General features: G+C 38.4%; 25 protein-coding genes and 2 pseudogenes. All 27 read left to right on the plus strand.

All coding sequences use genetic code 11. From position 1 onward, the window contains the following. Positions 1-165: 165 nt before the first annotated feature. The 27 genes and pseudogenes from NQ502_RS16950 to NQ502_RS17065 all read left to right on the plus strand — a co-directional run bounded on the left by NQ502_RS16950 (position 166) and on the right by NQ502_RS17065 (position 21,796). The gene (locus tag NQ502_RS16950; protein WP_083963507.1) at positions 166-420 is read left to right on the plus strand and encodes a DapH/DapD/GlmU-related protein; all 255 of its coding nucleotides are present in this window, start codon (positions 166-168) and stop codon (positions 418-420) included. Positions 421-437: 17 nt separating this feature from the next. Then, a complete protein-coding gene (locus NQ502_RS16955; RefSeq protein ID WP_028530101.1) occupies positions 438-1,475 on the plus strand; it encodes an N-acetylneuraminate synthase family protein in 1,038 nt (345 codons plus the stop codon). Then, on the plus strand, positions 1,460-2,971 hold the full coding sequence (locus tag NQ502_RS16960; RefSeq protein WP_028530100.1) for a lipopolysaccharide biosynthesis protein: 1,512 nt from the start codon (positions 1,460-1,462) through the stop codon (positions 2,969-2,971). Before NQ502_RS16955 ends, NQ502_RS16960 begins: the two co-directional genes overlap by 16 nt. A gap of 119 nt (positions 2,972-3,090) precedes the next feature. Next, positions 3,091-3,321, plus strand: coding sequence for a transposase family protein (locus NQ502_RS19530; protein WP_083963506.1), 231 nt, complete (start codon positions 3,091-3,093; stop codon positions 3,319-3,321). Between the two features lie 62 nt (positions 3,322-3,383). Further along, the gene (gene tnpA, locus NQ502_RS16965) at positions 3,384-3,773 is read left to right on the plus strand and encodes an IS66 family insertion sequence element accessory protein TnpA (protein ID WP_028530099.1); all 390 of its coding nucleotides are present in this window, start codon (positions 3,384-3,386) and stop codon (positions 3,771-3,773) included. Then, positions 3,763-4,056, plus strand: a complete 294-nt coding sequence (gene tnpB / locus NQ502_RS19535; RefSeq protein ID WP_083963505.1) for an IS66 family insertion sequence element accessory protein TnpB — start codon at positions 3,763-3,765, stop codon at positions 4,054-4,056. The genes tnpA and tnpB overlap by 11 nt, the downstream gene beginning before the upstream one ends. Further along, entirely contained in the window at positions 3,999-4,121 is a 123-nt protein-coding gene (locus NQ502_RS16970; RefSeq protein ID WP_148511981.1) for a transposase, read from the plus strand. Before tnpB ends, NQ502_RS16970 begins: the two co-directional genes overlap by 58 nt. A 279-nt stretch (positions 4,122-4,400) precedes the next feature. Next, positions 4,401-5,315, plus strand: a complete 915-nt coding sequence (locus NQ502_RS16975) for an IS66 family transposase (protein WP_260046573.1) — start codon at positions 4,401-4,403, stop codon at positions 5,313-5,315. Beyond that, positions 5,216-5,763, plus strand: a pseudogene (locus tag NQ502_RS16980) (IS66 family transposase); the annotation flags it as partial. The gene NQ502_RS16975 and the pseudogene NQ502_RS16980, both read left to right, overlap by 100 nt. A 36-nt stretch (positions 5,764-5,799) precedes the next feature. Continuing rightward, positions 5,800-6,021 carry a transposase domain-containing protein gene (locus NQ502_RS16985; RefSeq protein ID WP_260046768.1) on the plus strand — a complete coding sequence of 74 codons (222 nt, stop codon included), beginning with the start codon at positions 5,800-5,802 and terminating at the stop codon, positions 6,019-6,021. Positions 6,022-6,458: 437 nt separating this feature from the next. Continuing rightward, positions 6,459-7,583 (plus strand): tyrosine-type recombinase/integrase, encoded by a 1,125-nt coding sequence (locus NQ502_RS16990; protein WP_028530328.1) that lies wholly within the window; start codon positions 6,459-6,461, stop codon positions 7,581-7,583. Between the two features lie 124 nt (positions 7,584-7,707). Continuing rightward, positions 7,708-7,968, plus strand: a pseudogene (locus NQ502_RS19540) (transcription termination/antitermination NusG family protein); the annotation flags it as partial. Positions 7,969-7,986: 18 nt separating this feature from the next. Further along, entirely contained in the window at positions 7,987-8,202 is a 216-nt protein-coding gene (locus NQ502_RS16995; RefSeq protein ID WP_242830309.1) for a hypothetical protein, read from the plus strand. Positions 8,203-8,258: 56 nt separating this feature from the next. Next, positions 8,259-9,512, plus strand: a complete 1,254-nt coding sequence (locus NQ502_RS17000) for a DegT/DnrJ/EryC1/StrS family aminotransferase (protein ID WP_028530158.1) — start codon at positions 8,259-8,261, stop codon at positions 9,510-9,512. A gap of 21 nt (positions 9,513-9,533) precedes the next feature. Further along, positions 9,534-10,298, plus strand: a complete 765-nt coding sequence (locus NQ502_RS17005; RefSeq protein ID WP_083963515.1) for a sugar transferase — start codon at positions 9,534-9,536, stop codon at positions 10,296-10,298. A 9-nt stretch (positions 10,299-10,307) separates the two neighbouring features. After that, positions 10,308-11,522: a glycosyltransferase family 2 protein gene (locus NQ502_RS17010; RefSeq protein ID WP_028530160.1), complete on the plus strand. Its 1,215-nt coding sequence runs from the start codon at positions 10,308-10,310 to the stop codon at positions 11,520-11,522. An 11-nt stretch (positions 11,523-11,533) separates the two neighbouring features. After that, positions 11,534-12,304: an MBL fold metallo-hydrolase gene (locus NQ502_RS17015; protein WP_169579935.1), complete on the plus strand. Its 771-nt coding sequence runs from the start codon at positions 11,534-11,536 to the stop codon at positions 12,302-12,304. A gap of 42 nt (positions 12,305-12,346) precedes the next feature. Beyond that, positions 12,347-13,639 (plus strand): ATP-grasp domain-containing protein, encoded by a 1,293-nt coding sequence (locus tag NQ502_RS17020; protein WP_028530162.1) that lies wholly within the window; start codon positions 12,347-12,349, stop codon positions 13,637-13,639. Positions 13,640-13,661: 22 nt separating this feature from the next. Then, positions 13,662-14,432, plus strand: coding sequence for an SDR family NAD(P)-dependent oxidoreductase (locus NQ502_RS17025; RefSeq protein WP_044983617.1), 771 nt, complete (start codon positions 13,662-13,664; stop codon positions 14,430-14,432). Further along, complete coding sequence (locus tag NQ502_RS17030; RefSeq protein ID WP_044983618.1) at positions 14,432-14,968, plus strand: acyltransferase; 537 nt, start codon at positions 14,432-14,434, stop codon at positions 14,966-14,968. Before NQ502_RS17025 ends, NQ502_RS17030 begins: the two co-directional genes overlap by 1 nt. A 24-nt stretch (positions 14,969-14,992) precedes the next feature. Beyond that, positions 14,993-15,853, plus strand: a complete 861-nt coding sequence (locus NQ502_RS17035; RefSeq protein WP_028530164.1) for a LicD family protein — start codon at positions 14,993-14,995, stop codon at positions 15,851-15,853. Between the two features lie 12 nt (positions 15,854-15,865). Beyond that, complete coding sequence (locus NQ502_RS17040) at positions 15,866-16,720, plus strand: PI-PLC domain-containing protein (RefSeq protein ID WP_028530165.1); 855 nt, start codon at positions 15,866-15,868, stop codon at positions 16,718-16,720. A gap of 29 nt (positions 16,721-16,749) precedes the next feature. Then, entirely contained in the window at positions 16,750-17,817 is a 1,068-nt protein-coding gene (locus NQ502_RS17045) for a glycosyltransferase family 2 protein (protein WP_083963516.1), read from the plus strand. A gap of 6 nt (positions 17,818-17,823) precedes the next feature. Beyond that, positions 17,824-18,231, plus strand: coding sequence for an adenylyltransferase/cytidyltransferase family protein (locus tag NQ502_RS17050; RefSeq protein ID WP_028530166.1), 408 nt, complete (start codon positions 17,824-17,826; stop codon positions 18,229-18,231). A gap of 49 nt (positions 18,232-18,280) precedes the next feature. Beyond that, positions 18,281-19,522, plus strand: coding sequence for an O-antigen ligase family protein (locus NQ502_RS17055; RefSeq protein WP_028530167.1), 1,242 nt, complete (start codon positions 18,281-18,283; stop codon positions 19,520-19,522). After that, positions 19,488-20,588 (plus strand): polysaccharide pyruvyl transferase family protein, encoded by a 1,101-nt coding sequence (locus NQ502_RS17060; RefSeq protein ID WP_049898479.1) that lies wholly within the window; start codon positions 19,488-19,490, stop codon positions 20,586-20,588. The genes NQ502_RS17055 and NQ502_RS17060 overlap by 35 nt, the downstream gene beginning before the upstream one ends. 29 nt (positions 20,589-20,617) lie before the next feature. Continuing rightward, positions 20,618-21,796, plus strand: a complete 1,179-nt coding sequence (locus NQ502_RS17065; protein WP_028530168.1) for a Coenzyme F420 hydrogenase/dehydrogenase, beta subunit C-terminal domain — start codon at positions 20,618-20,620, stop codon at positions 21,794-21,796. Positions 21,797-21,848: the final 52 nt, after the last annotated feature.

Below are 21,848 nucleotides of genomic sequence, written 5' to 3' on the forward strand. Positions count from 1 at the left end.
AAGTTTCAGAAACTACTGGTAAAAGGAAGAAAATATACCAGATGTGGAAATAGGATTATGTCCAAAATGCTAAAACGATTCATGCGTATTTACTATCAATGCGATATTTCGTTTGAAGCAGATATATCTGATAATGTGTATTTTTGTCATGGCTGATTTGGAACTGTGATAAATCCAAAAGAAATTATAGGTTCAGATAGAATAATTCAGCATCGGGTTATAATAGGCGAATTAAGTCCAGGGGGAGGGGCACCTATTATTGGAAAAAATGTTTTCATAGGAGCCGAGGCAATTATTCTAGGATCTATATCTATTGGAGATAATGCAAAAATTGGAGCTGGCGCTATCGTATTACATGATGTTGGTTTAAATGATACGGTTGTCGGAGTCCCCGCGCATTCAGTTATCAAAAAATTATAAAAAAAAGGAGTAGAAAAATGAATAGACCTTACATTATTGCAGAAATGGGTGTTAACTTTTATGATACCGCAAAGGCGTTAAATATTACGCCACTCGAAGCAGCTAAAATGTACATTGTTGGAGCTGCTGAAGCTGGATGTGATTGTGCGAAATTCCAGTCATATAAAGCAGATACAATTGTATCCAAGAACTCCCCAGCTTACTGGGACCTCTCTAAGGAACCTACAAAGACACAGCACGCTCTTTTCCAAAAACACGATGGATTTAATGAAGAAGACTATAGAGAGCTTTGTAATTATACACATACAAAGGGATTAGATTTCACATCCACACCATTTGATTATGCATCTGCTGATTATCTTGAGGATATGGTTGATTTCTATAAGATTTCTTCCTCCGATTTGTCTAATTTGCCTTTCATTCGCCATATTGCAAGAAAAGGCAAGAAGATGATTGTATCTGTGGGTGCAGCTTATCTTTCAGAAGTTGATGAAGCTATAAGAGCAATCCAGGGAGAGGGCAATAACGATATTACCATCCTTCATTGCGTTCTTTCTTATCCTACTGATCCAAAAGATGCAAATTTGAAAATTATTGAAACATTGAAGAAAGATTTCCCTGATGTGAAAGTAGGTTTCTCAGACCATGTTGCACCGGATGATACGATGATGACTCTTGCTGTGGCTTATATGCTTGGTGCAGAAGTAATTGAAAAGCACTTTACTTTGGACAAGACTCTTTCAGGTAACGACCATTATCATTCAGGAGACCCAGAGGATTTCAAGAAAGCTATTGCAAACTTCAGATGGATTGACCAGGTATTAGGTTCTCCTGAAAGGACAGTTCTTAATTGTGAATTGACTCCTAGAAGAGAAGCTAGGAGGTCTCTTGTTCTAACCAGGGATATGAAGGCAGGCGAAGTTATTAAAGAAGAAGACTTGATTCCTAAACGTCCTGGCACCGGCATTTCACCTAAATTTGCCGAGATTGTTGTCGGCAGAAAAGTGGTTAGAGATTTAGAAGAGGATACAATCCTTACTTGGGATATGATATAAAAATAGACTATGGAGATAAGTGTTGCTTAACAATAGTCGCTTATCTCCGTGTCGCTTTTTTTAGATATATAAGACAAAAAAGTCAGGGTGATAAAATGGAATCAACTAATAAAAAAGCACTTAAATCTGGTCTATGGTACACTGTTTCCAACTTTTTTGTTCGAAGCATTGGTTTTTTAACTACACCAATTTTCACTAGATTACTAACTCATTCTGAGTATGGAGCATATAACAATTACACATCCTGGTTAGCAATAATTACAATATTTGTTACTTTAAATTTGGAATCCACATTAATTAGTGCTAGATTTGACTATAAAGATAAGTTTGATGAGTACATTCTTTCGGTGTTAGCATTAAGCTGTTTGTCAGCTTTCTCTTGGTTTATTCTTTTGAATATTTTTTCTAATCAGACAGAGAGTTTTCTGGGGTTAGAAAGAACATATATAAACGCGATGTTGCTGTACTTGATGTTTTTGCCTGCAATTAATCTATTTCAAGCAAGAGAAAGATACTATTATGAGTATAAGAAAACTGTTATTACAAGTTTGATTCTTGCTGTTGGAACAGCTTTTATTTCTGTATTGCTTGTAATTACAATGGATGATAAGTTAACAGGAAGAATAATTGGCTCTGTCATTCCAACTGTGATTATTGGTCTAATATTTTATCTTTATTTCATTAGAAAAGGAAAAAAGATTAAAATTGAATATTGGAGATATGCTCTGCCAATTTGCCTCCCATATATTCCGCATCTATTATCAATGACGTTATTAAATTCAACAGATCGAATAATGATAAAGCATTGGTGCGGAGACGAGGCAACTGCTTTATATAGTTTAGCGTACAACTGTGGAACATTAGTTACCATGTTTCTTACATCCTTAAATAGTGCCTTTTCTCCTTGGTTGGGAGAAAAACTTTCTGAAAAAAAATATAGTGAAGTCCGTGAATTCTCGAAAAAATATATTTGTGCATTTTTATTTCTGGCAATTGGTGTAATGATTATTGCGCCAGAGATATTGTTAATACTAGGTGGAAAGAGCTATTTAGAGGCGATATATGTTATGGCACCGGTGTCTATGGGGTGTATTTGTCAGTTTCTATATACTTTGTTTGTAAATGTTGAACAATTTAAAAAGAAAACCATAGGAATGGCCATTGCGAGCGCAATTGCAGCTTCTGTGAATTTATTATTGAACTGGATTTTTATTCCTAGATATGGATATTTGGCAGCAGCATATACGACATTAGTAGGATATCTGCACTTGCTTTGTATCCACATGTTCTTGGTTTATAGGTTGAAACTAAGCATTGTCTATAGCTATCGATTTGTTGCCTGTTCGTTTGTTGGTGCATTTGTTACAATGATAATAATTACCATGAGTTATAACAATGTCATTATTCATTGCATAGCTATTACATTGTATTGCATTCTTGCGTTGTGTTTAATATTGAAAAATAAGAGCAAAATCAACCGATTTTTAAAGCGATAAGAGTATAGAAATCATTTTCCTATACAACCTGTATATAACGGTCAGCTAATACACCTTGCACGTTCAAACTGGGTTTTTCCGCAAATATCTATCAGACGGATAACGAAATTTGGATTATAATGTTTGCCCGCTCTAAAAGCTGTACATGTCCCAAATGCGGAAAAGATTCGAAGCATCCACATGGAACTTACGAAAGAAAGGTCCAGGATCTCCCAATCCTCGGAAAATCCACCTGGCTCCTGGTAAATACCCATGAATACCAGTGTGATAGTCTAGATTGTGATGTAATGACTTTTGTCGGGACCATCAATGGATTTTTAGTACACGGTAAATCACTAGTACCGTGCTAGTTTCCTTGCTCCATGAGATAATGACTCCAGAAAACTACAAGTTTTTTTAAGGAGTTATCGCCATGGATAAAATCACACATCAGGTCTGTGCAGAGCACTTGACCAGGATCCTGAATGAATGTAGGAACAGTGGGATGTCCAAAACCGTATGGTGCCGGGCAAATGGGATCTCTGAGAAGCAGTTCTTTTACTGGCAGCGCATCCTGCGAAGGGAAGCCTGTGATGCCTCTCAGAATCCATCATTACCTGTAGTTGCAGAGACGGAACAGTTGTCTGCCGCTCAGAGGACGGTCTCTTTTGCTGAGATCAAGCTTCCTGCCGCGTCACCAGATGCGTCTTCCGTTTTCCGGCTGGATCTGGTGATCCGGAAAGGGAATCTTGTCCTGGAGATCTCGAATTCAGCCTCGTCAGAATTACTCTCCCGGGTAGGAGGGATCCTTCATGCTGAATAACGCATCCGGCTTTCAGAAGGTTTACATTGCCGCCGGTTATACGGATCTGCGGCGCGGGATTGACGGGTTGGCATCCATTGTGAAATTTAACTTCCAGTTGGATCCATACGAAAAGGATACCCTCTTCCTGTTATGTGGCAGTCGCAGCGATCGCATCAAGGGGCTCCTATGGGAAGGGGATGGATTCCTTCTCCTTTACAAAAGGCTGGAACTTGGCGGTTTCAGTTGGCCCGCACAAAGGAAGAGGCACTGGAGATCACCCCGGAGCAATACCGGGCGCTGATGCAGGGACTGGAGATCGTATCCAGACACCCGATCCAGGAAGTTAAGCGCAGTGATCTTCTGTGAAGCATTGTGCAAAACGGAGAAAATAAAAAACCTTTCCGTATCCACTGCTGCAGACGTGACGGAAGATATCCACAGCCGGGTCTCATACCATTCATTCAATTAAGCGTATGTTACAACCACAGGCTGCTGTGTGGATAAGTACTCTGAAAAACTAATAGTTTTTTCGGCTTTTCAGAGTGTTTATCCTTTGGTGGGAATGATGAACTCTCTTTTTGCCCGGTTCGCTTTTTCTTTTGATTTGCGGTACAATAGTTCCAGTAAAACAAAGGAGCGCCGAACATGCAGAAGATCTACTCACCGGAAGAACTGAACAGTTTCAGCAAGGAAACACTCACAGCAGTGGTCCTGTCCATGCAGGATCAGCTCGCCCAGCTGAATACAAACATGGAACGCCTGATCGAACAGCTCACATCTGCGAATAATCAACGCTATGGGCGCTCTTCTGAAAAGCTGGACGTTATCGCCGGACAGTTGGAACTGGAGCTCATCTTTAACGAAGCGGAAGCCCTGACCGAGACGCTTTATGTTGTTGAGCCTGCAGAAGAGGATGTGATCCAAGTCACGCGCTGGAAGAAGAACGGAAAACGCGAGGCGGATCTTAAGGATCTTCCCGTGGAAGTGACCGCCCATACTCTTCCGGAAGAAAAGCTGCAGGAAATCTTTGGCTGTGCCGGCTGGAGACAGCTCCCGGATGAAGTCTATAAAAGAGTCCGGGTACAGCCGGCAGTCTACACGGTCGAAGAACACCATGTGGCCGTGTATGCCGGCAGGGAAAATCAGACGATCGTTAAAGCGGACCGGCCAAAGGAACTGCTCCGTAACAGTATCCTGACCCCTTCTCTTGCTGCAAGCATTATGAATGCCAAGTACGTAAACGGCCTTCCCTTATACCGGATCAGCCAGGAATTTCTGAGAAATAACATCCACATCTCCCGGCAGGTGATGGCGAACTGGATGATCCAGTGTGCGGACCGGTATCTGGGGCCGCTTTACGATTACCTTCATAACAGGATGTACCGTTTCCATGTGCTTCAGGCAGATGAAACCCCGGTCAGGGTATCGAAGGATGGGCGTCCGGAAAACAGTAAAGTTACATGTGGGTTTACCGGACTGGAAAGGGGTATGGGGATACCCCCATCATCCTGTATGAATACCAGAAGACCCGGAAAGCGGACCATCCGCGGGAATTCCTAAAAGGCTTCAAAGGCATCGTTGTCTGTGACGGTTTTCCGCTTACCGGAAGCTGGACCGGGAAACGGAGTCGATTGTTTTCGCCGGGTGCTGGACCCATGCGAGAAGATATTTGGCCGATGCTCTGAAGGCACTGCTGAAAAAGGAGAATCCAGCAGCCAAAGCCACGGCCGCCTGTGAAGCAGTCAAGCGGATCAGCGCGATCAGCCATCTGGATAACCAGCTGGCTGATCTGAAACCGGATGAGCGCAGAAAACAGCGTCAGATCAACCTCAAACCGCTGGTGGAGGCTTTCTTTGCGTGGGCAAAAGAGATCCAGACTTCTGGCCGCCTTACCAAAGGGAAAACACTGGAAGGGCTCAATTACTGCATCAACCAGGAAAAGGCATTAAAAGTGTTCCTGGATGACGGTGAAGTTCCACTTGATAACAACGCAACGGAAGGGGCGCTGCGCAGCTTCTGTCTGCACAAACATGCATGGAAGTTGATGGACAGTATCGATGGAGCAAAATCCAGTGCGGTCATCTACAGCATTACGGAAACAGCAAAGGCGAATAACCTGAATCCCTTCCGTTATCTGGAGCACGTCCTGAATGTGATGAAAGATCATCAGGAGAATACGGATTATCGTTTTATGGAAGAACTGCTTCCCTGGTCTGAGCAGCTGCCGGAAATCTGCCGAAGCAAAACAAAAACAACGAATGTGTAAACCGGCCGCCGGAAACGGCGGTCATAAAATGAGTTGGTACTTATGGTTTACCGTGTACTCACATATGATGATTTTGAAAAGGTACTTGCTATTTTGCGTTTACATTACAAAAAGACATTTATTTTAAAACTCAGGCTCTGATGCCGGGTGTACAAAATAAATGTCTTTTTTTTCGTTAATGATATAAATAATTCTTAGAGTAGAGTACTCTAAACATGAAAATAGTGTCGATTAATATATACTACTCATCTATTATAACTTATTTTCAATAGATTTCAATACTAATTTCATATAATTGCTATCTTGGTTTTTGCAAATCCAAACAAAAACAGATCGATTTATCTAAAAACTTATTTTTATATTATGATATTCTCAATTATGATGAACAAAATAGTTGTATTCATCGTCAAATCCTAGTCAAAGAGAAGGAGAATCATATGCCGAGAAGAGGAGAAAACATTTACAAACGCAAAGATGGGAGATGGGAAGGGAGATATATTAGAAATTATGATTTATCTGGAAAAGCACGATACGGGTATCTTTATGCTAAAACCTATATGGAAGTAAAAAGTAAGTTACATACGGTGATATCTGAAAAAAACAAATACGAGGACATGATAACAGAGATACGTTTCAGCGAAATGCTAGATCAGTGGTTGCTGAATATAAAGCCTCAGATAAAAGACTCTTCTTATATTAAATACTACAACATTATAAAAAACCACATACGTCCTGATTTGGGAGATCTCGCTGTTACAGAAATCACAAATTCTAAACTGGAAGACTATGTGAGATATCTGTTTGAATATGGAAAAAAGAACGGACATGGTAATATGGCTCCGAAATCTGTAAAAGATATATTGGCGGTGATGAAGCTGGTGCAGGAGTTTGGAATAAGAAGAAACTGTCATCTGCCGTGCCAGGTGCAGAATATCAGGATAAAGTCCGAAGTAAAGGATATTACCATATTAAATTTGGCTGATCAAAAACGCTTGGAACGGTATCTTTTGAGCCAGGACAACCGTGTTTGTGATGGGATTTTACTAAGCCTGTATTCTGGCATACGAATCGGGGAGCTGTGTGCTCTTAGATGGGGAAATATTCTCTGTGAAGATGGTATCATTCAAATACGCTGTACGATGCAGAGGATACAATCTTTGGATAAGAAGGAATCTGATGGGCCCAGAACGAAAATTCTGATTTCTACGCCTAAGAGCAAATGTTCAAACAGAGATATTCCGCTGCCCGATTTTTTGAAAAAACACATAAAAGATATTTCAGGTCCCGCACCGAGCTGCTTTTTTCTAACAGGCAGTGAACAATACGTAGAGCCGCGTTGCATGAGTAATCAATTAAAAAATATATTGAAAATTTTAAACATTCCCGATGTGAATTTTCATGTTCTTCGGCATACTTTTGCGACTAGGTGCATTGAAAATAACTTTGATATAAAAGCTTTGAGTGAAATTCTGGGGCATTCAAGCGTAAATATTACGCTGAACCGTTATGTACACACATCTTTAGAACAGAAACGCAGAAACATGAAAAAACTAAATTTATAAATTTTTGTTTTCCGTCAGGAAAATGGTCAGAACAGGGCCGGAAGTGCTGAGATAATCAGTATTTCCGGCCCTTTTTCTTTGAGTACTCTACTCTAAGAAAGAAGGTGGCATTATCTGGCTAGGTATTTTATGTTCAGAGAAAGATCAGAAGGAAGTCATCTGTCTTCTCAGAAAAAATATCGATCAATCGATTTTACAGGATGTATTCGTGTTTTCTTATGAATGTCTGAAAAAGTATGAAGGACAATGGCATATAGAACGACTGCCTCTATTTCCAGGATATGTATTTCTGGAAAGCAATATGCCTAAAAAATTGATCTCATGTATGGAAAATCATCCATATATATGTGCAGGATTGGATAGTGAAACGGAGCTTATGGTGTTAAAACCGGAGGAAGAAGAGTTGCTGAAGCAGTTGTGTGGTCCGGAACATCATCTTGCGATGTCGAGAGGGGTCATTAGGGAAGGCATCACCTATGTGACGGAGGGTCCTCTGATGGGCAGGGAAAACATGATTCGGAAAATAGACCGACATAAGAGAATTGCCAGGCTGGGTGCGGGAGTGTCCAATCATGAGAAGGAAATTAAGGCTGGCCTGGAGATTATTTTGAAAAGTTAAGGGATAACGGAATATGCCATTAACAAATAAAGTGATAAGTACAAGGGGATAAACAGATGAAATTTGCTGGATTTTCGGAAAAAGTTTGGCTCAGCTCACCCACTATGCATGGACCGGAACTCAAATATGTTACGGAGGCATATGAGACGAACTGGATGTCTACGGTGGGCGCGAATATCAATGAACTGGAACGGATTGCCTGCGAAAAAACAGGATGTAAATACAGTGTTGCGTTATCTTCAGGAACTGCTGCGCTGCATATGGCTGTGAAGCTGGTGGGCGTGAAGCCGGGAGATATGGTGTTCTGCTCGGATATGACGTTTGACGCCACGGTCAATCCGGTGGTGTATGAGGGCGGGGTTCCGGTGTTTATCGATACTGAGTATGATACCTGGAACATGGATCCGAATGCTTTGGAGAAGGCATTTGAACTTTATCCGGATGTGCAAGTTGTGGTATTTGCCCATCTGTATGGAACGCCCGGCAAGGTTGATGAGATCAGAGGCATTTGTGCAAAACATAATGCAGTGATCATCGAAGATGCGGCGGAATCTCTGGGAGCTACTTATAAAGGCGTGCAGACGGGGACATTTGGCTCTTATAACGCGATCTCTTTTAATGGAAATAAAATCATCACGGGATCGGCCGGCGGTATGCTGCTTACCGATGATCAGGAGGCGGCGGACAAGGTCAGAAAATGGTCCACTCAGGCGAGGGAACAGGCGCCGTGGTACCAGCATGAGGAGCTGGGTTATAACTACCGCATGAGCAATGTGATCGCAGGGGTGGTGAGGGGACAGTTTCCTTATCTGGATGAACACATCGCGCAGAAAAAGGCGATTTATGAGCGATATAAGGAAGGATTCAGAGATTTACCGGTGATGATGAATCCATTTGATGATGAAAATTCGGAGCCTAATTATTGGCTGTCCTGTCTGTTAATTAGCCCGGAAGCGATGTGTAAGCAGGTGCGTGGAGAACAGGAGGTACTCTATGTGAGCGAACCGGGAAAGAGCTGTCCAACGGAGATTCTGGAGACTCTGGCAAAATATAACGCGGAGGGAAGGCCTGTATGGAAACCGATGCATATGCAGCCGATTTACAGAAGCAACGGATTTGTAACTCGGGAAGGTGACGGGCGGGCAAAAACGAATGCCTATATCTGTGGTGGGAGTGTTGGAAGTGACGGTTTGCCACTGGATGTGGGGATGGATATTTTCCACAGGGGATTGTGTCTGCCGAGTGATAATAAGATGACGGCGGAGCAGCAGGATGTGGTGATTGAGATTGTTAAGAGCTGTTTTGAGTAAAATCCGTGTTGGAGTAATGATATGAATAAGAAAAGCGCAGCAATCGCTGTTGTTATTGGATCGGGTGTCGGAAGCGTTGCTTATCTCATTAGAAAGAACGCAAAAAACAAACAGAAGAAAGAGCAGGAGATCTCACATAAAAAGAGCTTTTATGAAAAACACATAAAACGGCCGCAGGATTTTTACTGCGCATTACTTGCTGTACTTATTCTGTCACCGGTAATGGCAGTTACCGCAATGCTGGTCCGCATTAAATTAGGGTCTCCGGTGATCTTCAGACAAAAGCGTCCGGGGCTGCAAGGAGAAATTTTTACCTTATATAAGTTCCGTACCATGACGGATGATAGAGATGAAAGCGGCGAACTGCGATCGGACGAAGTCAGACTCACTTCTTTTGGAAAATGGCTCCGTTCCACATCTCTTGATGAGCTGCCGGAACTGATCAATATCCTCAAGGGTGACATGGCGGTTGTTGGTCCGAGGCCACTCTTGATAAAATATCTTCCTTATTATAATTCATTACAGGCAAGAAGGCATGAAGTAAAACCTGGATTTACTGGATATGCACAGGTGCATGGTAGAAATGCGGTTACATGGGAAGAAAAATTTGATATGGATGTACATTATGTTGACAATATTTCTTTTTTAGGAGATTGGAAAATTATCTTTCAGACAGTGAAAACTGTGTTGAAGCGCGAAGGAATTTCATCGGCTACTTCAGCTACCATGGAAGATTTTGCAGATTATGTAAAGATAAAGCACATGAAGAATAATGTGGAGGTGTAAGGAGTAAAAATGCACAAAGAAGAATCCTTGATTAGTGTAATTGTTCCAATATACAAAATTGATAGATATATTGGCAGATGTATAGAGAGCTTGATTGATCAAACATATGAAAATCTCGAAATTATTTTGGTGGATGACGGTTCGCGCGACAGGTGTCCGGAAATATGCGATTTGTATGCTAAAAAAGATTCGCGTATAAAGGTTGTTCACAAAGAGAACGGTGGTTTAGTATCTGCCAGAAAAGCTGGTTTGGAAGCATCAACTGGAGAATATATAGGTTATGTGGATGGAGATGACTGGGTAGGTCCCGGTTTTTATGAGATGCTATATACGGAAATGATAGCATCAGAAGCGGATCTGACAGCTGCGGGGCATAGTAGGGATTTATTTGAAAAAAGCGAACATTTTTATAATTGTATTCCTGCTGGAGTCTATGAAGGAAGCCGATTAGATGATGTAAGAAACACAATGATTTCATATGGTGATTTTTATAGACCGGGTATTATGACATATGTGTGGAACAAGCTATTCAAACGAAACATTTTATGTGATGTACAGATGAAAGTAGACGACAGAATATCAATAGGTGAAGACGCGGCAGTGACATATCCGGCTCTTATGAAATGTGAAAGACTCTGTATCACAGATAATGTAGCGTATCATTACCGTCAGAGAGAAGATTCCATGCTGAAACAAAATGCGGGATTTGAGACAGAGGCTCGGAAACTGAAACATTTATATGCATTTATGAGTTCTTTTGCAGCCCAGTATGATAAAGTTTATAGATTACAGGAACAGATTAATGATTATGTATTAGGAATCTGTATTATGAGGTCTGGCGGAGGTCTTCCTGTCGAAAGATGCATTGATGCTTTCTCTACATATGACAATACTTACTATGGTAAAAATGTTGTTGTTTACAGTGCAGGTACATTTGGACAGCAGCTTGTAAATCGTTTTAAGGAGAGTAAACACTGTAATGTCATCGGTTGGATAGATGATGATTACCGGGAATACCGGCGTTGCTGTATGGATGTGGATTCAGTAGAGAGCATCACGCAGAGGTCGTTTGATTATGTTTTGATTGCAACGGTAGATAACATTGTTGGAGAAAAAATAGCAAAACGATTGCTTGATTATGGTATTTCCAGAAAAAGGATTCTCACTGTGGAATGTCCTGAAAATGAGAGAGAAGAGCTGATAAAACAGTATTTAAAGGATTGATGGTGAGAGAGATGAATGAATTTGCAGGAAGGATATCTGCAGCAGCTTTGGGAAAAACATGGCTTTTTTCTGTAGGACAGGCAGGATATATTGTGAAAAGCAGTAGCGGGCAGCTTTTGGGAATTGATATGTACTTAACAGACTGTGTAGAAAGAGTAGAAGGCCATATGGGGTATAAAAGAATGCTTCCTAAGATTTTATTCCCATCAGAATTGGAGTTTGATGTTATTATCACAACGCATTCACATAGAGATCATTTTGATTCTGATGCAATTCCACTATTAATGGCAAACAGAAGGACACAGTTATACGCAGCGGCAGATTGTAAAAAAGATATCCGAAGATTAGAAATGAGTGATGAAAGAATTCAGTACGTGGTATCGGGTGAAAGTTATGTGAATGGAGATTTTTCTTTGCATTTTATAAATTGCGATCACGGAGTCGATGTACCGGATGCAGTTGGTGTTGTTGTTTCGGTTGATGGAAAAAAAATCCTGGAAGTGGGAGATACTTGTTTGCGGCTTGACAGAAAAGATGAGTATCTTAGTGAGGGGCCGTTTGATGTAATGATAGCTCCAATCAACGGTACTTTTGGAAACTTAAATGAGCGGGAATGTGCTCAACTTGCGGATATTTTAAAGCCGAAGTTTTTGGTTCCGTGCCATTATGGAATGTTTGCATCACACGGAGGGAATCCCGGAATGTTTTTTAACATTATGAAGGAAGAATATACACTAAACAAATTTCTGATTATGATGCAAGGAGAATGCGTTGAAATATAAGCCGTAAAATTAGAAAATATAGATTTAAAGGAGAAGAGAGGTATGGATAAAGCATTTGAAGGAAAAAAACTATTAATTCTTGGAGGAAATCCGGAGACAACTCCTCTTGTGGAAATAGCGAATAGTATGGGAATCAAAACAATCGTATCTAGTGGAAGACATACCGATCCGGCAAAAAAAGCAGCATGGAAATCCTATGATGTGGATGGAATGGATGTTCCGGGACTGATTGCACTGGCAAGAGATGAACAGATAGATGGGGTGCTTGTAGGTGTTGCCGACGTGCTTGTCCCTTCTTATTGCAAAGTATGTAATGCGTTGGAACTTCCATGCTATGCAACACAGCAAATTGTGGATGTGTTTGCATTTAAAGATGTATTTAAAACAACCTGTGAAAGATATGGAGTGCATGGTATTCCGGAATATTATCTGGATGCAGAGATGAAAAGGGAGGATTTGGATAAAATCAGATATCCGGTCATGATAAAGCCGGTTGATAATGGTGGGGGCGTCGGGATGACAGTTGCATATAATGAAGCTGAACTTAAAGAGGGTGTAAAAAAGGCTCTGGATGCCTCTAACAAAAAGCGTTTTATTGTTGAAAAGTATATGCTTTGTGATGATATGGGAATGTATTATACGTTTAAGGACGGTTACTGCAGTGCTTCCTGTATTTATGACCGATACACAACAGATGAGCAGCCGGGATTGAGTCGTGTGTGCCTGGGAGGTACATATCCATCTAAACATCTTGAAAAATATTTTTTACGTATGCATGAAAATGCAGTTCGAATGTTTAAAGAAATTGGAATTAAAAATGGTGTATTAATGCTTTCCGGATTTTATGAAAACGGAGAGTTTTACGTATATGATACAGGATTTCGTTTGCAGGGGGAAGCACCGCATCTTCTCATGAAAGCAATTCATGGATTTGACCAGAGAGAAATGTTGATTCGTTTTGCATTGACCGGATCGGAAGGCAATATTGATCTGGAAACAGATGATATGGCCAGACTTCGTGGTAAATGGGCAGGCACGTTATGGTTTCTGCTAAGGCAGGGAAAGATAGAAAAGATTGAAGGTCTGGATAATATTAAGGGTGACAAGAGAGTTGTAGCAAATATTCAAAGACTTCACGCAGGAGATGTCGTTGTCCCAGAATGGATTGGAAACGAGAAGCAGGTATTGACCAGGATGTATTTGGTATGCGATACGAAAGAAGAATTGGCAGAATGCTTAAAAGAGTATCAGGACAAAGTGAAAGTTTATGATGTCAACGGAAACAACATGGTCCTTAATGGCTTTGATGTAGATATTGCGTTGGAATTGAAGTAAGCATAATTCATAGGGAGAAATCATGGAATTGCATAGATTAAAGGACAAGGTTATTGTGATCTCAGGCGGAACAAAAGGTGTCGGAAAAACAATGGCGGAGGTTTGTGGAAGAGAAGGCGCAAAGGTTGTTATAGGAGGAAGAGACGAAAAGGCAGCAAAAGAGGCATTAAGAAATGTAAAAATTTTCGGTTCGGAAGGGATTTTTGTACATACAGATTTATTGAAGGTTGAAGATTGCATGAAGCTATTTGATAAAGCATATGAAACATATGGGAAAATTGATGGTTTTTTTAACTATGCAGGGGTAACTCCAGTTAGTCCTTTGGATTCCTGCAGTGAGGAAACATTTGACTGGATTATGGATGTGAATTTTAAATCATGTTTCTTCTGTTGTCAGCAGGCAATCAAATATATGAGAAAGACTGGCGGTGGTAGCATCGTTCTTACCGGTTCCGCGCATGCATGGGGAGGACAAAAAGACAGAGCGGCATATGCGTGCTCGAAGGGTGTGTTACGTACACTGATGGAACACATTGCTCATAATTATGCGGTAGAGCAGATAAGGTGTAATTACCTGACGTTGGGATGGACGCCTACAGAAGGGGAGGTGGAGCTACGAAAAAGACTGGGTGAAAGTGAAGCAGAACTGCGAAAAAGAGCAGCTGCTATCCTCCCATTGGGACGTATGTGTGAAAGAAATGATTATGTAGAAGCCATTATTTATATGTTAAGTGATGCGAGTGCAATGATGACCGGAAGTACATTTAGGGTAACAGCGGGAGAGTATATATAATGAACATAAGCAGAATGGTCAGATCAATACGTTTTTTTATGTTTTTTGATCAAATGAAAAGAGCTAATTATGCCAGAAAAAAGAAAATATTTCATCATATGGGAAAAAATGTACGTTTGCCTGCAATGCTTGTACCGTTACATGCAGAATTGATTTCGTTTCATAATAATATTGAAGTTGCATCCGGTGTTAAATTCGTAGTGCATGATGCCATTCACGGGGTATTGAATTTTAAATATCATGGAATTAAGGAGAGTAAAGAGTACACGGAACATTTTGGTTGTATTGAGATTATGGACAATGTGTTTATTGGCACAGGAACAATTATACTTGGAAATGTCAAAATAGGTTCAAATGTTGTGATAGGGGCTAATAGTCTGGTTACCAAGGACATTCCGGGAGGAACTGTTTTTGCAGGAAGTCCGGCAAAAATGATAGGAACTTTTGATGATTTAGTTGCAAAACGGAAAAAGGTCAGAAAATACACATCTTGTGAAAAGGCATGGGAAGAATTTCAGAAAAAGTATATGAACTAAATTTATTAATGAGGAGAATACGAAATGTCTGCGGTGGCTAATATAAATATTCCTCACCCTTATAGTGAAATGAGGTATTATGAGGAAAAATTTAGGTTAAAAGAAACGCATGATGAAATGCTAGAATTATTGCTTATCTTTGATACATTTTGCAGAAAAAATAAAATTTATTATTCTCTTGCTGATGGGACTCTGTTAGGAGCTTTCAGACATGGAGATTTTATTCCTTGGGATGACGATGCAGATGTAATGGTAACTCGAGGGGAATATGATAAAATTCGTAAAGCGATACAAAAAGATTCCTCAGTACGCTTATTAAAGATTCATTTTTTAGATCGGATTACCGCACCAGGATTTGATATTAAAAAGGTGTACATTGATTTGTTCATCAATGAAGATATGCCTAAAAGTTCTATTGTATTTATGTGGAAAAAGTTTAAGACGCAATTTCTACGTACATACTTTAATAATAGTAATGTTAGAAATGTCAGGCATGATAAGTTAAACGGATTCTATAAAATATTACGCCAAATTGTGGAATCAGTTTTAAGAGTGATTGCAATACTTGTAATTGGAAAGCGAGATATTTTTGAATTAAATGATAGGACTGTAGCCATCAAGGATCATCAATCATCAGGATTGTATACTAGATATACATCGAGGATGTATGAAACAAGTAGAAGATTTAATATTGAAAGTTATAACTCCGGATATGTAGATGTACTTTTTCGTGGTGAAAGGTTAATGGCAATTAAGAATGCCGATACATTTCTAAAAGAAATGTATGGAGACTACACTAAGTTATTGCCAGAGGAAAAAAGAAAGCCGGAGCATCCTGTTAATATGATGGATTCTCCTGATAGTTGTATAAAGTGGTACAACTAGAGAGACTAGACTATGAATTTATTAAAGATAAAAGATACATATCAGTATGCTATGCACGGAAATGGTGCATATAAAGGACTTCGGCAGACGAATACAGAAGATGCCTTGATTTATTGGTACCGAAAAGGTGTCCGTATTTTTGAGATTGATATGGCTAAGACGTCTGATAGTGAGTATGTAGCTCTGGCCCACCACCTTAACAGAAAAGATTTGCGAAGGTTGGAAATTTTTGATTTGCCAGAGAAGTGTACTTCTAAATGGTTTATGGGACACAAGTTATTTTCAATATCTACAAAAGGATTAAAGCCATTATCTTTGAGACTAATTATTGAACTGCTAATTAAATATAACGATATGGTCGTGATGCTGGATTTGTTTGGACTCTTTACGAGTGAAGAGACAGCTATGTTTGTAGAAAATTTATCGCATTATATTGGAAATAATGTGGAAATCTGGGATAGACTTTTGATTGAATCGTATAATAAGGAAATGGTTACGGGCATTCGAAATGTAACAGCGAGGGCCAATATCATAGCATGTGTGCGATTTGAAAAGAATGAGGATGATAAGACTACAGTAACACCTCAGGAGCTGTTGTCAAAAAATATTCGATTTATTTCGTATCCTTGGTACTGTACATTAAAGCATCCCGGGGAAATAGTAAATTTTTCGAAAAATGGAATAACAGTTTTCTCAAGGACAAAAGATAACACACTTGATATGAGGCTGAAAAGAGCAGGTGTGAGTGTCAACATTATTGCCCAGAGGTATGATGGTGCCAGGATTATATACCAGTATCCACTTTATATAATGTCTTATCTTAAAAGAATATTTATAAAAGTGTATATCAAATTAAGGTATCGTTGATATTTAAATGTGAGTAAGAGGAGATTAAAATGATGGATTTCTGCTTTGTTGTGCCGGTATATAAGGTACCATATGATTTGCTTCAAAATTGTATAGACAGTATTATCGGACAGACGCATAAAAATATTGAACTTATTCTTGTTGATGATGGTTCACCTGATGATTGTGGGAAACTGTGCGATGAAAATGCTCTAAAGGATGAACGAATAAAAGTGATTCACAAAAAGAACGGTGGTTTATCTGATGCCAGAAATGCGGGAACGAAAGCATGCCAGTCTAAATGGATTACTTATGTAGACGGTGATGATTGGGTTGATAAAAACTTTGTAGAATCTTTTTTGAGAAGAATTAAAAGTCAGAAAGAGCTAGCGGATTTCTATATTTATAATGGCTATAGAAATTATGCGCAGCAACAGGTTGCCTGTACCCCCTATTATGAGGACGGAAAAAGATTTGTTTCCTATAGTGAACGTGAAGAATTGCAGAAAGAGTGCTGTCTTGTACCAACTCGTAACAATGGAGATCAACTTTTTATTGGTTCCGGATGGGCAAAGGTATTTAATATAGATTTTATACGTTTAAATGATCTATATTTTACTATTGTTCCATATGGTGAAGACAGTATTTATTTTCTATACGCAGTAGAACAAGCTGACTTAGTTGAATATGTTTCTCAGTCAGTATATCATTACCGCGATACAGAAGGAGGCATGGTTAACGGGTTTAGAAAAAATGCTGACCAAGAACAGGATATATATGTTAAAAAGATATTTCAGTTTGCTAAAAAATATCAAAAGCAAGAATCATTTGTAGATACTCTGTATTTAAGGGTGTTTATAGCAATGCAGAGATGTGTAAGCCAGAAATTCTTTAATGACAAAAATCCGGATGGGTTATTTAAACGCTGGAAAGATAGTATAGATTTCTTTGGAAAATCACCATATAAAGATATTTACAGGCACATTAAATCCAGCGATTTAAACAGAAATAGTAAGATTAAATTTTGGCTGTTGAAATTTAAACTATATGGTCTTATGAACTTCTCCAGAAATATATATAACAGGAAGCACGGGAAAAAAATGTGTGAGAGGAAATAAAATAATATGAAAAAAGTTATTACCGTGGGAGTGTTTGATTATTTTCACCTTGGACATCTCAGAGTGTTTGAGAATGCTAAAAAACTTGGCGATTATCTGATTGTTGCCGTTCAGGACGGAGGTTGTATTTTAAAGACAAAACCGGATGCTAATGTTTTGTATACTACGGAACAGAGATTACATATGGTCAGTGCTTTAAAAGTAGTGGACGAGGTAATGATTTATGAAGAAGTTGATAAAACATTACCAGAGACTGACTTTGATATATTTGCGATTGGGGGAGATCAGAACCATGCAGGATTCCAGCGCGCAGTAAAATGGTGTGAGGAAAATGGAAAAGGAGTTGTTCGGCTGCCCAGAACACCAGGAATTTGCTCATCACAGATTAAGAAGCAATTGGAAAGTTTGAAATAATTTATATGCACAATGAGAATGTTTTAAATGAATGTTTAGGAGTACGGGGATGAATCATGCATGGTTAACAATTAAAAGAAGAAAAGCAAATGAAACATTGTTTCTGGCAAGTATTTATTTGATGATTATCATGACGGTATTTAATGGAAATACATATTTAGCCGGACTTTCCTTTGTTTGGTTTCCAAGTTTCCTTTTGCTTGGTGCAAGTCTTTTTATGAAAAAGCACTTGCAAGGAAAGCTAAATTTATTAGTGGTTTTTCTTGGGATTTCAGCTGCGTTATCCACATATCTTTCTAAAATTGAATTAAATCAATCAACATTTATAAATTTAGAGTTTTGTATACTTTCCTATGTGATTATTTCTAGTGTTGTTTTGTCGCATGACATGTTTAATGCAATTCTGAAGTTTTATGTGAATTTCGGTTTTTTATTATGCGTGATACTTATCTTTAATTACATATTTTCTGTAGGAATACAGGTGTTTAATGCCAGTAATATAAGAGTTACTATTCAGTATTTTGGAATTGCAAAAGATGTAAATTATTTATCTGCATTTATACTCCCGACATTCGCTTATCATTTGTATGTAGGACTATTTGCAAGACGCAGAAATTTATTAATGAAGGCAGCAATTATTTTTGTTGCTATGTTTATTGCTGGTTCACGAGCATGTTTCATGGCAATGATGCTTACCATGAGTATTATATTTATTAAAATGGTTTTTGATTCTGAGCATAAAATGAACAAACCATTAATTATTACTGCGCTGATCATTGGTGGGATAGTTCTCTATGTAATAGTGTCAAAAAGTGCCATTTTTGCAAGAACTATGGATTTTGATAATTATACAAGTAATTCCAGAGTTACGATATGGACATATGCAATGAATGGATTTTTTGCAAAACCGGTCATTGGAAGTGGGGTTGAATCGGGGTCTTATTATTCTCTGCTGGATACTCGATGGAAAACACATAACTGTTTTATTGATATTTTAGTTGGACAGGGCTTGATCGGAGCTTTTATTGTTCTGTGGATTTTTTTGGAACACAGAAAAGTGAACAGGGGGAATGGTGTGTTTATGGCCGGATTTATGATTTGCTTTTTTGTGCCATTGATTTTTGTTAATGGTTATGAGTGTGCCACATTTTGGATGCCAATGATAATTTGTAGATATATTTATAAAAAATGCAGAGAGACAAATGACATACTGACGTTGTTATATAAGCAAGATAAACGTGGGAGGAAGATGTATTATGAAGATAGGTATAGCAACGATTCATCATGCTAAATTCAGTTATGGCGCATATCTTCAGGCGATGGCTATGGTTAAGCTGTGCCGAAACTTTAGTAACGATGTTAAAATAATAAATTATGAAAACATTTATGAGCAAACAGAATTGAAAACAAAAAATGTTTCATTTTTGAAAAAAATAAAGCAGTATACTAATTTTTATACGAGAATGTATCTATATAACATGAAAAAAAATCCGTATCGGGATTCGACAAAATTAGATTCTTTATACGGATGCGTTACAAAAAAGTATTATTCTGTTTTCGAATTGAGGGACTTACGTTATGATGTTTTGGTATGCGGAAGCGATCAAATTTGGAATCCGGAAATTATGGGAGAAATAGATCCATTTTTCTTGTTGGATTTCGGCAAGGCTAAAAGAAGAGTATCCTACGCCGCGAGCATGGGAAGCTATGAAATAAATGATAGAGAGAAGGTTCTTTTCTCTGGTTATTTAAAAAATTTTACCGCAATTAGTGTTCGAGAGGAACATGCTAAAAAGCAATTGCAAGGTTTAACGAACAAAAAGATCCAAGTTGTCAGTGATCCAACATTACTGTTGAGCCGGGCTGATTGGGAAGCATGTTTTCCTGATGAGCTTAGTTGTAAGAAAAAGGATGGTCCGAAATATATTTTATGTTTCTTTGTTTGGAATGGCATTTCAAAGTATATGGAGGATGTTAAAAAATATGCAAAAGAACTTAATTTGCCCATTTGGAATATTCAGGCTCACTCTAAGAAGATAAAAGGTGTTGATCAAGTAATTCAAGCCCCTACAGTTGGAGAGTTTCTTAGGCTTATAGATAATGCAGAACTTATTATTACAAATTCTTTTCATGGAGTTGCTTTTTCTTTGAATTTAAATAAAAACTTTATCCCTATTCTTAATATGAAAAATCCAGAAAGAGTAAAGAATCTTTTAAATAATATGGAGTTGGAACAACTAATAGATGCTGAGCCGAAAGAGGTAATGCATATGATAGATTATGATCAAGTCAATTTCAGAATGCGGCAGCTTAGAGATAAATCGTATCAGTGGCTAAAAAATGCAATTATAGGGTGATGGCAATATAAAAATGTAGGAGTACGATTATGCTTGATTTTGATAAGAACTTGTGTATGGGGTGTACGGCATGTTATTCAACATGTTCACATGAAGCCGTACAAATGAAACAATCTGAAAAAGGATTTTATATTTCATATATTGACACTGAAAAATGTATAGAATGTGGATTATGCGAAAAAGTATGCCCAGTTGTAAATAAACCGACAATGGAGAGAGAATTATCTGAGTTAAAATGCTATGCAACCTATGTTTTAGAAGAGTCAAATAGGATAAAAAGTACCTCGGGCGGTGTTTTTTATGAGCTGGCAAAAAATATCATACATAATGGCGGCGTGGTTTGCGGATGTATTTGGGACAATGAATTTGTTGCAAGGCATATATGTACAGATGATCTAACTATGGTTGAGAAAATGCGTGGCTCAAAATATGTTCAAAGTGATCTTGGAGATTGCTTTAAAGAAATTAAAAAGATTTCAAAAACAAGAAAAGTATTGTTTTGTGGTCTGCCTTGTCAGGTTACGGCATTGAAAAGATGTATAAAAGACACAGATAATATTTTAAGCGTTTCCCTAATATGCGGGGGATGTCCTTCACCGGAGGTTTGGCGTTTATATAAAGAGGATTTAGAAAAAAAAGAAAAAAGTAAACTAATACATGTTAATCATCGTAGTAAGTCTAAGGGCTGGCTTGTAGCTAATATGCAGTATAATTTCCAAAATGGAAATAATATACATGAAGTTCTTATGCAAAATATTTATGGAGCAAATTACGTAAAGGGTTTGACAATTTGCGAGGCGTGTTTTGAATGCTCATTTAAAATTAATTCTTTAGATACGGATATCATTATAGGAGACCATTGGGGGATTAATAAAAAAATGATAAAGGAATGTAAAAACATGGGTTCGTCTGTGATTATTCCATTGACTATAAAGGGGGAAAAAATATTCTCGGATATAAAATCATTGTTGAAGGTGGAGTTGGAGAATTTAGATAATGTAATCAAAGTGAATCCACCTTTAGTCGAAAAACATTCAAGAAATAATAAAAGTGAATTTTTTTTTAGCTCCTTGTACACTTTGAATATTTCAGAAAATTTGTCGGAAAATATGCCAGAGATTTCACATGGCGAAATCAGACGCTTACTTTACAAATTGGGAATATATATACCTATTTACAATTTAATTTGGAAACTACGTCATAGATAGGTAATGGTAATTACGTAAAATGTATTGTTATTTCAAAAAGAAGAAAGATTTT

It is taken from the genome of Ruminococcus gauvreauii, from assembly GCF_025151995.1.
Lineage (GTDB): Bacteria > Bacillota > Clostridia > Lachnospirales > Lachnospiraceae > Ruminococcus_G > Ruminococcus_G gauvreauii.

Coding starts and splice junctions, on each gene's coding strand:
- NQ502_RS17000 (WP_028530158.1), top strand. CDS start 8,259: ATGAAATTTGCTGGATTTTCGGAAAAAGTTTGGCTCAGCTCACCCACT.
- NQ502_RS17055 (WP_028530167.1), top strand. CDS start 18,281: ATGAATCATGCATGGTTAACAATTAAAAGAAGAAAAGCAAATGAAACA.
- NQ502_RS17050 (WP_028530166.1), top strand. CDS start 17,824: ATGAAAAAAGTTATTACCGTGGGAGTGTTTGATTATTTTCACCTTGGA.
- NQ502_RS19530 (WP_083963506.1), top strand. CDS start 3,091: ATGTTTGCCCGCTCTAAAAGCTGTACATGTCCCAAATGCGGAAAAGAT.
- NQ502_RS17035 (WP_028530164.1), top strand. CDS start 14,993: ATGTCTGCGGTGGCTAATATAAATATTCCTCACCCTTATAGTGAAATG.
- NQ502_RS17015 (WP_169579935.1), top strand. CDS start 11,534: ATGAATGAATTTGCAGGAAGGATATCTGCAGCAGCTTTGGGAAAAACA.
- NQ502_RS17020 (WP_028530162.1), top strand. CDS start 12,347: ATGGATAAAGCATTTGAAGGAAAAAAACTATTAATTCTTGGAGGAAAT.
- NQ502_RS17025 (WP_044983617.1), top strand. CDS start 13,662: ATGGAATTGCATAGATTAAAGGACAAGGTTATTGTGATCTCAGGCGGA.
- NQ502_RS16955 (WP_028530101.1), top strand. CDS start 438: ATGAATAGACCTTACATTATTGCAGAAATGGGTGTTAACTTTTATGAT.
- NQ502_RS16990 (WP_028530328.1), top strand. CDS start 6,459: ATGCCGAGAAGAGGAGAAAACATTTACAAACGCAAAGATGGGAGATGG.
- NQ502_RS17045 (WP_083963516.1), top strand. CDS start 16,750: ATGATGGATTTCTGCTTTGTTGTGCCGGTATATAAGGTACCATATGAT.
- NQ502_RS16975 (WP_260046573.1), top strand. CDS start 4,401: ATGCAGAAGATCTACTCACCGGAAGAACTGAACAGTTTCAGCAAGGAA.
- tnpB (WP_083963505.1), top strand. CDS start 3,763: ATGCTGAATAACGCATCCGGCTTTCAGAAGGTTTACATTGCCGCCGGT.
- NQ502_RS16985 (WP_260046768.1), top strand. CDS start 5,800: ATGGACAGTATCGATGGAGCAAAATCCAGTGCGGTCATCTACAGCATT.
- NQ502_RS17030 (WP_044983618.1), top strand. CDS start 14,432: ATGAACATAAGCAGAATGGTCAGATCAATACGTTTTTTTATGTTTTTT.
- NQ502_RS17065 (WP_028530168.1), top strand. CDS start 20,618: ATGCTTGATTTTGATAAGAACTTGTGTATGGGGTGTACGGCATGTTAT.
- NQ502_RS17040 (WP_028530165.1), top strand. CDS start 15,866: ATGAATTTATTAAAGATAAAAGATACATATCAGTATGCTATGCACGGA.
- NQ502_RS17005 (WP_083963515.1), top strand. CDS start 9,534: ATGAATAAGAAAAGCGCAGCAATCGCTGTTGTTATTGGATCGGGTGTC.
- NQ502_RS17010 (WP_028530160.1), top strand. CDS start 10,308: ATGCACAAAGAAGAATCCTTGATTAGTGTAATTGTTCCAATATACAAA.
- NQ502_RS17060 (WP_049898479.1), top strand. CDS start 19,488: ATGAAGATAGGTATAGCAACGATTCATCATGCTAAATTCAGTTATGGC.
- tnpA (WP_028530099.1), top strand. CDS start 3,384: ATGGATAAAATCACACATCAGGTCTGTGCAGAGCACTTGACCAGGATC.